The sequence below is a fragment of the Deltaproteobacteria bacterium genome (assembly GCA_022340465.1).
In the GTDB taxonomy this organism is placed as follows: domain Bacteria; phylum Desulfobacterota; class Desulfobacteria; order Desulfobacterales; family B30-G6; genus JAJDNW01.
The window spans coordinates 19,139-31,198 of record JAJDNW010000088.1 but is presented as its reverse complement, the minus strand read 5'-3'; the positions used below and the strand labels follow the sequence as shown (position 1 = coordinate 31,198).

General features: G+C 56.1%; 9 protein-coding genes. 7 read left to right on the top strand and 2 right to left on the bottom strand.

The genetic code is table 11. From position 1 onward, the window contains the following. Nucleotides 1–181 precede the first annotated feature (181 nt). Nucleotides 182–1,375 carry a (Fe-S)-binding protein gene (locus LJE94_13340; GenBank protein MCG6911093.1) on the top strand — a complete coding sequence of 398 codons (1,194 nt, stop codon included), beginning with the start codon at nt 182–184 and terminating at the stop codon, nt 1,373–1,375. 57 nt (nt 1,376–1,432) lie between these two features. On the opposite strand, the gene LJE94_13335 is transcribed toward LJE94_13340, so the two are convergent. Both LJE94_13335 and LJE94_13330 read right to left on the bottom strand, forming a co-directional pair. Then, on the bottom strand, nt 1,433–2,872 hold the full coding sequence (locus LJE94_13335) for a BamA/TamA family outer membrane protein (protein ID MCG6911092.1): 1,440 nt from the start codon (nt 2,870–2,872) through the stop codon (nt 1,433–1,435). 183 nt (nt 2,873–3,055) lie between these two features. After that, a complete protein-coding gene (locus LJE94_13330) occupies nt 3,056–3,355 on the bottom strand; it encodes an antibiotic biosynthesis monooxygenase (GenBank protein ID MCG6911091.1) in 300 nt (99 codons plus the stop codon). Between the two features lie 305 nt (nt 3,356–3,660). On the opposite strand from LJE94_13330, the gene LJE94_13325 reads away from it, so the two are divergent. From LJE94_13325 to LJE94_13300, 6 genes are all read left to right on the top strand, one after another. Continuing rightward, on the top strand, nt 3,661–4,026 hold the full coding sequence (locus LJE94_13325; protein ID MCG6911090.1) for a thioredoxin family protein: 366 nt from the start codon (nt 3,661–3,663) through the stop codon (nt 4,024–4,026). 41 nt (nt 4,027–4,067) lie between these two features. After that, nucleotides 4,068–5,549: a 4-hydroxyphenylacetate 3-hydroxylase family protein gene (locus LJE94_13320; GenBank protein MCG6911089.1), complete on the top strand. Its 1,482-nt coding sequence runs from the start codon at nt 4,068–4,070 to the stop codon at nt 5,547–5,549. Nucleotides 5,550–5,710: 161 nt separating this feature from the next. Beyond that, nucleotides 5,711–6,916 carry an acyl-CoA dehydrogenase family protein gene (locus tag LJE94_13315; protein MCG6911088.1) on the top strand — a complete coding sequence of 402 codons (1,206 nt, stop codon included), beginning with the start codon at nt 5,711–5,713 and terminating at the stop codon, nt 6,914–6,916. A 291-nt stretch (nt 6,917–7,207) separates the two neighbouring features. After that, entirely contained in the window at nt 7,208–8,275 is a 1,068-nt protein-coding gene (locus tag LJE94_13310) for a phosphotransferase family protein (protein MCG6911087.1), read from the top strand. A 53-nt stretch (nt 8,276–8,328) separates the two neighbouring features. Then, entirely contained in the window at nt 8,329–10,146 is a 1,818-nt protein-coding gene (locus tag LJE94_13305; GenBank protein ID MCG6911086.1) for an acyl-CoA dehydrogenase, read from the top strand. Nucleotides 10,147–10,367: 221 nt separating this feature from the next. Then, a complete protein-coding gene (locus LJE94_13300) occupies nt 10,368–12,035 on the top strand; it encodes a long-chain fatty acid--CoA ligase (GenBank protein ID MCG6911085.1) in 1,668 nt (555 codons plus the stop codon). Nucleotides 12,036–12,060: the final 25 nt, after the last annotated feature.

Here is a 12,060-nt window from a genome sequence, read left to right as displayed (position 1 = left end):
AAGCGCGATTGGGGGCGCATTTCCGGCAGCCTGCTGCGAATCGAAATCGTAATCGGGATTGGGTTGTTTCCAATCATGATACCTTGCTTATGAACACAATTGGTATCGGAACATATTTGTGACAACCGGTATAATGAATCGAAGCGGTGGTATTTACACCGTGAAAAACGAAGGAGACTCAATGACTGCCAAGACCTACATCGATGCCTTCGACCCCGAAGGAAAGAGTCTGAGTACCTGTGAAACGTGCGGCCTTTGTTTACAGAGATGTCCGGTTATGAAAATGGAAAAAGAGGCGTCCCGGGCGGAAATGGGTCGGCTGTTGAAGGGCCATGAAACAGAACGGGTGTTGAATGCGTGCACGTTTTGCTTCAACTGCAATCAATACTGCCCCCACGGCCTTAAGCCGTACGCCCTCATCATGGAGCGCGCGGCCGAGAAAAACCAGGTGAAGGAAAAGGGCCTCCCTCCCTATGTGGACTACCTTTTGACAGGCAAGGGGAAAGCCTCCCTGTTCGGGGATGTCTATCTTACCGAGACAGCAAAGGAGAAGGCCGTTTTGGATACATGGGAACATCTTCCCTCAAAAAGCCGTGAGGTGCTGTTCATCGGTTGCGTCGGGCGGGAGATTCCTTACGGTATCGAACACTCGAAGGTGTTTGCGGACGTTCCCAAATACGCTCCGCGCAATGCGTGCTGCGGAGAACTGGCGTACCGGTACGGCGACTATCAGGCCTTTGCCGAGACCGTCGAACGAACACGGGCAATGCTCGAACGCCTCGATACGGAGCGTTTGGTGTGCTACTGCGGATCCTGCGCCAATTATCTGGGGAATATCTGGCCGAATTATCACGGTGTCAAACTGCCTTTTGAAATCGTATCGGTGTGGGAGTGGCTTTGGGAAAAGTATACGAACGGCAGCATCGAGGTTGCGCGTCCCATCGATCGGAGGGTGGCCTTGACCGACGCTTGCTACGGAAGCGAGCTGGGAGAAGGGTTCATGGATGCGGTGAGAGGTCTGCACAGGGCCGTTGGCATGACGGTGGTAGAACTCGAGAACAATCGGGGCGACAATCTGACCTGTGGTACGGTTTCCATCCTTAGAAACAATTACGATTTGGGTGAGGGGGCCAAGGAGACCAAGAAAAAAATAGCGCAGGTGCTGAATACAGGCGTCAACGACCTCACCTGTTACTGCCCCGGGTGTTTTATGCAGCTTCGCGGTGCTTCACGGGGGGTCAACATCAAGACGCATTATGCCCTGGAGGAGATCCTCTGGGCTTTTGGCGACGATTATCCGGTTGCGCTGGAAGAAAGAGCGGCCAAGCAGACCGAGTTTTTTATCGACAAGGTGAAAGCTTCGTTCGCCGGATGAGGAAGTGACGGCTTATCATACGGATTGCCGTAGGTTTGTTTTTAATGAAACCCAACACTAGAATGGCAGGCCGTAGGCAAAGGTGAAGTTCATACCTTCGTCCGAAAAGCCCAGGTCGGCGCGGAAGAGAGCCGTTCGTTCCAAAGAGAGTCGGAAACTGACACCGTAGCTGTCGTGGATGGTGCTGGCAAAGGCGTCTTCTATGCTGCCGCCCACCGTGCCGATGTCGTAAAACAATGCAAGGCCCACCCGTTCGACCCGGATCGTCCTGGTTACGTTGAATCCGCGCGGCAGCACCCAGAAGCGGTATTCGCCGGTGGCATGCCAGGCGGATTTGTCCGTGAAGCGGTTTTGGATGTATCCCCTCAGCGTGTCCCGTCCCCCTAAACTCGGCAGGGCCCAAAAGGGCAGGTTTCCATGGACGGCATTCACGAATCCTCCGATGGCGATAACATCGGTGGGCGGGTTTTCTTCGTTGCCGTTTCCGTTGTCATGGAACACGCCGGGGGTTTTGAAAACCCAGTTGCCCTCCAACCGAGAGACGGCGGCGGGGCTTTCATTGCTCTGGAACGGAATGCCGTCCAGGCTGAGCTCGAGGAGTCCGCCCCTGTAGGGTGCATGTTGGCTGTCCCGGGAATCATACCGCAACATGGCGTTCAAGCTGACCATGTCGTAATGGTCGCCATCGCTGAAGAGGCCGGGATACGCTTCATCCGTGGAGGGTGCGCCTCCGACATAGCCCTTGGAAAGGTTGTGGCGTTCGGCATTCAAGCCGAGGCGATAAACGGGATTGTCGCCTGGTTCGGGGAATGACTGCTGCAGCAGGACGCCGCTGTAAGTCACCTCGTTTGTGTAGCTGGTCTCGTCGTCGGCGGACGTGTCCGGTCCCAGGCCGAAAAACCTGACAGTGAGGGTCTGGGCGTATCCGGCCCTTGCCCGGACCCAGCTTCTTTCTTCGAAGGCAACCCCACCGCCCTCGATTTCGCGGTGATTGAGCCAGCGCTGCCACACCATGGAATAGTGCTGCTGACCTTCGGTGGTGTGGGACAGGAAGATGCCGGCAAACTCGCGCCGGCGCTGCTGCCGGAAATCGATATCCGTCAGGGCGACGCCTCCGCCGAGGCCGACATCCTGAGAGTAGAAGACCATGGGCGCTATGAAGCTGCTGACCAAAAGCCGTTCCAGGACATTCCCCGGCTTTATCCGTCCTTCCGGAACGTAGCGCCAGCGGCCCGGGTTCTTGATGTCGCCGGGCAATTGCTTTTTGGGAATCAGGCCGTTTCTTTCCATGCCGGCGAAGGGGCTGTAGGTTTTTTTCGTTTGGTTTTCGGCCGGTGCTCCCGAGCCGTCGCGGGTTGCGGCCGGCTCTTGGTCCGCTCCGCAGACGGGACTCGCCTGCAAACAGAAAAGGGCCAGCAGCAAGACCCACACTGTCGCCCCCTGTTGCATCGAGCCGGCAGCGTGCTTGAACAAACCCCATGGTTGTATCGACAACATGGTACTTCCTAAGTTGAGCGTTTCGACTCTTAGGGATGGGTTATATCCGTTTATTTTGAGCATTTTTAAAATTTGAAACGCTCAACTCAGGTTTGAGTTGGTTGCTCTCAGGTGTTGGCAACATTGGGACAAACCCGGCATGCACATATAAGCGGCCTTGGGTGTCCCTTTACCTGTTAGGGATTAACGGTTCAAGGCGGCCAGCTCTTCGTACATTTCGATTTCGGCCGGGCTTTCAATCAGATCTTTCAGGGCGGCGAACATGGCTTTGAAATACGGGGTTGCACTGTGGGTTTTCAACGCCCCTGCATCCGTGTATTTTTCATAGAACATGAAGGTGCACGGGTCCGACTGGGAGCGATGCAGGGTATAGGCCAGTGTGCCTTCCTCGGCCGCCACCTTTTGGACGACGTCACGAAGCACTTTTTCCATTTCGTTTTCAGAACCCTTTTTGGCTTTCAATTTAGCGACAACGATCATCATTACCTCCTGGTTGACTTGCTGTGTTATGTCTCTTGACAGGTACCTTCCAAAGAATTCACAGAAACCCTACCTGTTTGGTGCGCAGAAATCAATCACCTTGTTAAAATGCCAATTATGTGCCATGGCACACTATTGGTATGGCACATGAGCCAAAAATGGCACATGAGTGCACGGATCACCATAGGTTGCAACCACGAGGGTAAGAAATAATTTTTTAAAATCAGATTGTTGGCTCTCTGTGCGAAAAATGGGGCCCTTGGCATGGTATTTGAAAATATTTAAGGCAATTATTTCCAGGGAATCTCATGAACACGACGATCGCATCCATTTATCCGGTAAACATTATCAGCAACAGCAATTTCGAAGCGGCGGTTCTCTCAACAGAAAAGCCGGTATTGCTGATGTGTGCGCCCGGAGGGAGGGACTGCACACAACAGACCGGGGTTCTAAAAGCGATTTCCCGGTTATATCCGGATTCCGTGGAAGTGTGCCGGTTGGAGGAAGGCTTCATTAACGGTTTCAAGCAGATGTACACCATAAAGGGGACGCCCATATTCCTGCTGCTGCACCGGGGACGGGAAATTGGACGCCTGCTGGGTATGGCGGACGAGGATCGTCTGCGGGATTTTCTGGAAGAGCATCTTCCGCCGGTGTCAGCCAATCCAGGTTAATCGGCGACTTTATCACTACCAGAAACAAAAGGGGGTAGGCCATGGCCATGATGACTGCGGAACAATATGAAGACAGCCTGCGGAAATTGAACCTGGTGGTCTACATGTTCGGCGAACGCATTGAGAACGTGGTGGATCATCCCATCATCCGGCCGTCCATGCAGGCGGTTGCCAAGACGTACGCACTGGCCCACAGGCCCGAACACGAAGACCTCATGACCGCGATTTCCCACCTCAGCGGTAAACGGATCAACCGCTTCACCCACATACACCAGAGCCTTCTGGACCTCGTGAAGAAAAGCAAAATGGGCCGCCTTCTGGGAAGGGAGACGGGTTGTTGTTTTCAGAGATGTGTCGGCATGGATGCCCTGAACGCCCTCTCGATCGTGACGTTCGACATCGACCGGAAACACGGTACGGAATACAATCAACGGTTTTTGAAATACCTGGAATATGTACAGGACAATGATTTCACCTGTGACGGCGCCATGACGGACCCCAAAGGAGACAGGAGTCTTCCACCGCACAAACAGGCAGACCCCGACCTGTACCTGCATATCGTGGAGGAGCGGCCAGACGGTATCGTGGTCAAAGGCGCCAAGGCGCACCAGACAGGTGCTCTAAACTCTCACGAGGTCATCGTGATGCCCACCATTGCGCTGAGAGAGGCGGACAGGGACTACGCTGTTTCGTTTGCCCTTCCCAGCGACGCCGAGGGGATCACTTACATCATGGGGCGCCAATCCTGTGACACCCGCAAGCTGGAGGAGGGCCTCATCGATCGGGGCAACCCCTTTTTTGGCGGGCACGAGGCATTGGTGGTATTTGAAAATGTGTTTGTTCCCTGGGAGCGGGTGTTCATGTGCCGGGAATATGCGTTTGCCGGTCAGCTGGTGGAAGTGTTTGCCGGCTACCACCGTCAGAGCTATGCCTGCAAGGTTGGTGTGGGGGATGTGCTCATCGGGGCCGCCCAGACCGCCGCGGAGTTCAACCGGGCGGACCATGCCTCCCACATCAAGGACAAAATCGTCGAAATGAACCACCTGAACGAAACGCTCTACTGTGGCTGCATCGCCTGTGCCTCCGAAGGTCACCGCGAACCCAGCGGCACCTTTTCGGTGAACACGCTGTTGGCCAACATCCACAAGCACAACGTCACGCGTTTTCCCTATGAAATTTCCAGGCTGGCACAGGATATCGCCGGCGGTCTGATGGTAACGCTGCCGAGCGAAAAGGATTTCAATTCGCCGGAAGTCGGGCCGTGGCTCGAGAAATACTACAAGGCCCATCCTGACGTTCCCACCGAACACCGCGCGCGCATCCTGCGGCTGATCGAAAACCTGACGCTGGGAACGGCGGCGGTAGGCTACCTGACGGAATCGATGCACGGGGCCGGCTCGCCTCAGGCCCAGCGCATCATGATTTCAAGGAAGGTGAACATGGAGGCCAAGAAAAAGGCGGCCAAAAAACTCTGCGGCATCGATTTTCACGACAACCCTCACGCAACGGATGGAGACATATAGGCAACCGCTGGAATGTCAGCGAACTCAGATAAACCCGGAACACGAACATTTATTTGCATTGGAAACCGTCGCCGGTACCCGATCGGCTCACGGATCAAACCGGTGGGGGATTGATCCGGTCTGGAAAAACGAGCGACTGTTTCTAACGAGGAGGAGGTAACATGGATTTCACTATTTCCGAGAAAATGCAGACCATTTTAGGGATGATGAAAGAATTTGTCGAAAAGGAACTCATTCCCCTCGAGCCCGAGTTTCTTACCAAAGACGCCAGCAGTATGATACCGGTTATCAGGGAGAAGCAGGCCATGGTTAAAAAGATGGAGCTGTGGGCACCCAACCATCCCAAGGAGTACGGGGGCATGGGGCTCAACCTTGTCGAACACGGCCTGGTTTCGGAGGTTCTGGGCGGGACTCCCCTGGGATTTCTGGCGTTCGGCTGCCAGGCGCCGGACGCGGGCAATATCGAGATCCTTTACAAATACGGTTCGGAGGAGCAGAAAAAGCGGTGGCTCAAGCCGCTGGTGGATGGACAGATTCGTTCCTGTTTTTCCATGACCGAGGTGGACCTTCCCGGTTCGAACCCGGTTATGATGGATACCACCGCCATCAAAGACGGGGACGATTATGTCATCAACGGCCACAAGTGGTACACATCTTCCGCCGACGGAGCGGCATTTGCTATCGTCATGGCGGTGACCAATCCCGATGAGGCCCCCTATTTGCGTACGAGCATGATCATCGTCCCCACGGACACACCGGGCTTCAATTTGGTGCGCAACATTCCGGTGATGGGCCATGCCGGGGATGACTATTTCAGTCATGGCGAAATTCTCTATCAGTCGTGCCGTGTGCCGCAGGAAAACCTGCTAGGCCCCGAAGGGCAGGCCTTCATCATTGCCCAGGACCGGCTCGGCCCGGGCAGGATTCATCACTGCATGCGTTGGATCGGCATCTGCAACAGGGTCTTCGATTTGATGTGCCACAGGGCGATGACACGGATCATCGCCCCCGGGAAAACCCTGGCGAGCAAGCAGATCATCCAGTCATGGATTGCCGAATGTGCGGCCGAAATCAGGGCGGCCCGCCTGATGGTGCTGCACACCGCGTGGACCATTGAAAACGTGGGCGTCAAGGAAGCTCGCCAGGATATTTCCCTGATCAAGTTCGTGGTGGCCAACACCATGCAGAAGGTGATTGACAGGGCCCTTCAGGTGCACGGCGGGCTGGGCATGACGGACGACACGATCATCTCCTTCTTTTACCGCCACGAACGCGCATCCCGAATCTACGACGGCGCCGATGAGGTCCACAAGGTATCGGTGGCCCGCAGGATATTGAAGGAATACGAAGGCAAGGTGGTCAAGTAAGCAGGATTCGAGGGGTCAGGGGCCGAGGGGCCAAGTGAACCCCGAGGTTGCATAAACAACATGGCTAAATAGGGAAGATCCTTGGAAGGTACCGGTGGTTCTATCCAGAAACTTGCGATGTTGTTATTCAGGTGAATGCTCTTTGCTGTTAGCTTTTGGCAGCCATCAGCTATGGGCTACTTTTCCACTCGAATCCTTGAACCCTGGACCCCTGGTCCCTTCTAGAAGCAGTATAGAATGGGAAGTAGTGTTTAGTTGAGCGGCTAAAAATTGAAGGAAAGCTTATCCATGATGGAGCACATCGATCAAGCCGCCGCGGTAAGAAAGGGCGAGGCGCTCGACGCCGTAAAGGTCGAGGCCTTTCTGCGCGGGGCCGTTCCCGGCCTTGCGGGGGAGATGACCGTCCAGCAGTTTCCCGGCGGGGCGTCGAATCTGACCTATCTTATCACCATGGGCGGCCGGGAAATGGTGCTGCGCCGCCCCCCGTTCGGCACCAAACCCAAATCGGGCCATGACATGAAGCGGGAGTACACGGTGCTAAAAGCCCTTGCACCGGTATATCCATACTGCCCTCAGCCCTTGGTTTACACCGAGGATCCTGCTGTGATGGGGTGTCCCTTCTATGTCATGGATCGGATTCAGGGAATTGTTCTGAGAAAGGAGATCCCGTCCTCGCTGGGCCTGGAGCCTTATGGTGTAACGCAGCTTTGTCGGAACCTCATGCAGGTGCTTTATGCGCTGCACGACGTGAATTACGACAAGATCGGGCTGGGGGATTTCGGTAAACCCGAGGGGTATGTGGAGCGCCAGGTCACCGGGTGGAGCCGGCGCTTCCGGGCCGCCCGCACGCCCGACGTGCCCGACGCCGAGACGGTGATGTCCTGGCTTCAGGAGAAAATGCCGCCGGATACCGATTCGCCGTGCATTATCCACAACGACTACAAATTTGACAACGTGGTGCTCGATCCGGAAAATCCTTTGAATATCATCGGCGTTCTGGATTGGGAAATGACCACCCTGGGCGATCCCCTGATGGACCTGGGCGGTACCCTGGCCTACTGGGTGGAGGAAGGCGATCCTGAAGAGATGCAACTTATCCGGACGGTTCCCACCAATGCGCAGGGTGCCCTGACGCGCCGCGAACTGGTGGCCTGCTACGAAAGCCTTTCCGGCCGATCCATGCGGCACTATGATTTTTACTACTGCTTCGGTCTGTTCAAACTGGCGGGCATCGTCCAGCAGATTTACTATCGTTTCTACCATGGCCAGACGCAGGACGAACGTTTCAAGGTGCTTGGCGGCGTCACCGGTATTCTGGAGCGGGCCGCCATGCGCATTATCGAAAAGTCGAAACTATAATCGGCCCTTGGGTCTAAAAAACGCAAAAAATATTTAAATCGGGAGGATAGAAAATGGCACAGGTAATTGCAGATCGCCGCGATATTGAATTCGCACTTTACGAGCAGCTGGACGCGGAAGCCCTGCTTAAACACGACAAGTTTGCGGATTTGAACCGCAAGGTGTTCGACATGATCATTTCAGAAGCCCGCAGCTTTGCGATCAAGGAACTCCTGCCCACATATGCGGAAGGCGACAAAATCGGCCTGACCTTCGAAAAGGGGCAGGTCAAGGTGCCCGAGTGCTTTCGCCGTCCGCATGAACTGGTCATCGAAAATGAATGGACGTCTCTGACCGAAGACCCTGAAGTGGGGGGGCAGGGGCTGCCCAATCTCATCAGTCTTGCCGCCAGCGAATACATCACCGGCGGCAACTACGCCCTGGTCAACTACGCCCGCATGGGCCATGGGACGGGTAAAATGGTGGAGCTTTTCGGGACGGCGGAGCAGAAAAATCTGTTCCTGAAAAAACTGTACACCGGTGTCTGGGGAGGGACCATGCTGCTCACCGAATCGAACGCGGGATCAGACGTTGGCGCCCTCACAACCACGGCTGAAAAGAACCCTGACGGCACCTATTCCATCAAAGGCGACAAGATTTTCATCACCAACGGTGAGCATGACCTGGCCGAAAACATCATCCACCCCGTTCTGGCCCGCATCGAAGGGGCGCCGGCCGGCACCAAGGGCATCTCCATCTTTCTGGTTCCCAAAATATGGGTGAACCCGGACGGCAGCCTGGGTGAGCCCAATGACGTGGTCTGTACCGGGATCGAGGAAAAGATGGGCATCCACGCCTCCGCTACCTGCAGCATCTCCCTGGGCAGCAAGGGCGGCTGCCGGGGTTTTCTGCTCGGAGAGGAGAACAAGGGCATGCACATCATGTTTTACATGATGAACGAGGCTCGCCTGGGAGTAGGATTCCAGGGTTTCAACCACGCCACGACGGCTTACCTCTACGCGGTGAACTATGCGCGGGAAAGGCTTCAGGGGCGTGATATGGACAACCTTGCCGACAAGGAAGCCCCCCAGGTGCCGATCATCCGTCACCCGGATGTCCGGCGCATGCTGTTGGGGATGAAGGCCCATGTCGAGGGCATGCGCAGCTTCGTCTACTACGTGGGCCGGTGCTTTGACATTTTGGAAACCACTGAAAACGAGGAGGAAAAGGCATTCTACCAGGGCCTGGCCGATCTCTTGACGCCCCTGGTCAAGGCCTATTGTGCCCAGCGCGGCTTCGACGTCTGCATCGAGGCCATGCAGGTTTACGGCGGGTACGGCTACACGCGCGAGTACCCTGTCGAACAACTGGCCCGGGACTGCAAGATTGCCTCTATTTACGAGGGCACGGACGGTATCCAGGCCATGGATCTGCTGGGCCGCAAGCTGGGCATGCAGGAGGGCAAAGTCTTCATGAACTTCATGGGCGAGGTTCAAAAGGCCATTGCGGCTGCAAAGGAGCAGGAAGCGACGGCAGCGCTGGCCGCTAAGGTGGAACACGCCCTGAACCGGCTGGGTGAAACCGCCATGCACCTGGGGAAGATGGGCGTATCGCCGGCGTTCAAAACCGCTTTTGCCCACGCCTTCCCCTTTATGGAGGCCATGGGCGATGTGATCATGGCCTGGATGCTGCTGTGGCGCGCGTCGATCGCAGCCGACAAGCTGGGCAAGGGCGCCAAGAAAAAGGACGTCAATTTTTATGAAGGCCAGATCAAGTCCGCCGAATTTTTCATCCAAACGGTGCTGCCTGTAGCCGGCGGCAAGATGGACGCCGTCCTGGAAGGCTCCGGAGCCGCGGTGGAGATATCGGAAGCAGCCTTCGGCGGGCTGTAATCGCCGCGGGTTATAGCCCTTGCCATAAGTATGTTCCGATTGAAAGTCGAAATAGAGGCCGTCCCTGATATTTTCAATCCGGCCGAGCACAGCGACGGCCATGCGGAATATTAACGATGTGCCCCTTGAAAATTTCAGGGAGGGCCATGCACGCCATTCGGAACGTTTTTCTGGCAACCACGCTAGAAGCCGAGAAAGCGAAGAGCTAAGGAGGAAATCGTATGAAATCTAGACCATGGCAACGGCACTATGACTGGAATGTTCCGGAGACCATCCGCTACCCGAGTATTTTGGCCCATGACTTGCTCAAACTTCCGGCCAGTTCCTTTCCCGACAAGGCCGCCACCAATTTTTTTGGGACGGTGTTGACCTTTTGGGAACTGCGCTCGCAGATACTGCGCATGGCCCATGCCCTGGGGGAGGCCGGTGTCGCGAAAGGCGATCGTGTCGGCGTCCATCTACCCAACAGCCCCCAGTACATCATTTCCTACTATGCGGCCCTGTACCTGGGAGCCGTCGTGGTGAACCTGAACCCCATGTACACGGCGGAGGAACTCAAAGGCCTCACCGCCAACACCGGTGTGTCGACGCTGATTACCTTTGACATGGTCCTGCCCAATGTCCGGGCATTGTGCCAAGAGGTCGATATCGCACGGGTCGTCGTCACCCGGGTGACGGACTACATCGACGGCTTTGGCCAGAGTACACCGGCGGAACTGGAACTGGAGGAGGGCTGGTACCATTTTTCGACGATGCTGGAGGCATCCACCAGCACCTCGTTGCCCAGAATCGACATAGCGGTTGACGACCCGGCCCTGATCCAGTTTACCGGGGGGACCACCGGCCTGCCCAAGGGCGCCGTACTGACCCACGCCAACCTGGTGGCCGCCGCCATGCAGTGCAGTCTGTGGGGGGCTGCCACCACCGGCCTCACGCCGCCTGAAAAGAGGAGCGTCATGGCGGTTCTGCCGTACTTTCACGTGTACGGAACCATCGTCGTCCTCAGCTGGGCCATGTTCAACTGCGCCACCCAGATCATCGCCCCCCGCTTCGAGCTGGACGAGATCATGGGGATCCTGGAAGGCTTCGACCAGATTACCTTCTTTCCGGCCGTTCCCACCATGATCAACGCCATCATCAACCACCCCAAGGCGACCGAGATCAATTTGGCCAAGAGGCTGGGCCTTTTCAATTCGGGCGGCGGCCCCATGCCCCTGGAGCTCATCGAACAGGCTCAGGACATGGGCGTCAATTACGGGGAGGGCTGGGGCATGAGCGAAACCACGTCGCTGGGAATCGCCAATCCACTGATGGGCATGAGCAAGGCCGGCAGCATCGGCATTCCCTTTCCGGACACGGACGTGAGAATTGTGGATATCGAAAATGGCACCGAGGATGTTTCCAGGGGTGAACGGGGCGAGTTGATCATCAAGAGCCCTCTGGTCATGCAAGGCTATTGGAACAACCCCGAGGAAACCGCAGGGCAGCTCAAGGACGGCTGGCTGTACACCGGGGACATAGCGGTGCAGGATGACGACGACTACTTTGCCATCGTGGACCGCAAGAAGGACATGATCATTGCCGGCGGCTACAACATCTACCCCCGGGAAATCGACGAGGTTCTCTTCGAACACCCCAAGGTGGCCGATGCCGTGTCCGTGGGGGTACCGGATGACTACCGGGGGGAAACGGTCAAGGCCTTCGTGGTGGTTAAACCCGGCGAAAGCGCCACCGAAGAGGAGATTATGACGTTTTGCCGGGAAAAGCTGGCCGCCTACAAGGCGCCCAAAATAGTCGAGTTCCGTGAAGAGCTGCCCAAATCGGCTGTCGGTAAAATTCTGCGCAAGGTGCTGCGACAGGAAGAGCTGGAAAAGTCTGCAGGGAAGTAAAGCGGAATCAGGTTTTCGCGACTTC

Bases quoted from the DNA above. Each gene is read 5' to 3' on its own strand.
- LJE94_13340 (MCG6911093.1), top strand. From the start codon at position 182: ATGACTGCCAAGACCTACATCGATGCCTTCGACCCCGAAGGAAAGAGT.
- LJE94_13335 (MCG6911092.1), bottom strand. From the start codon at position 2,872: ATGTTGTCGATACAACCATGGGGTTTGTTCAAGCACGCTGCCGGCTCG.
- LJE94_13330 (MCG6911091.1), bottom strand. From the start codon at position 3,355: ATGATGATCGTTGTCGCTAAATTGAAAGCCAAAAAGGGTTCTGAAAAC.
- LJE94_13325 (MCG6911090.1), top strand. From the start codon at position 3,661: ATGAACACGACGATCGCATCCATTTATCCGGTAAACATTATCAGCAAC.
- LJE94_13320 (MCG6911089.1), top strand. From the start codon at position 4,068: ATGGCCATGATGACTGCGGAACAATATGAAGACAGCCTGCGGAAATTG.
- LJE94_13305 (MCG6911086.1), top strand. From the start codon at position 8,329: ATGGCACAGGTAATTGCAGATCGCCGCGATATTGAATTCGCACTTTAC.
- LJE94_13300 (MCG6911085.1), top strand. From the start codon at position 10,368: ATGAAATCTAGACCATGGCAACGGCACTATGACTGGAATGTTCCGGAG.
- LJE94_13315 (MCG6911088.1), top strand. From the start codon at position 5,711: ATGGATTTCACTATTTCCGAGAAAATGCAGACCATTTTAGGGATGATG.
- LJE94_13310 (MCG6911087.1), top strand. From the start codon at position 7,208: ATGGAGCACATCGATCAAGCCGCCGCGGTAAGAAAGGGCGAGGCGCTC.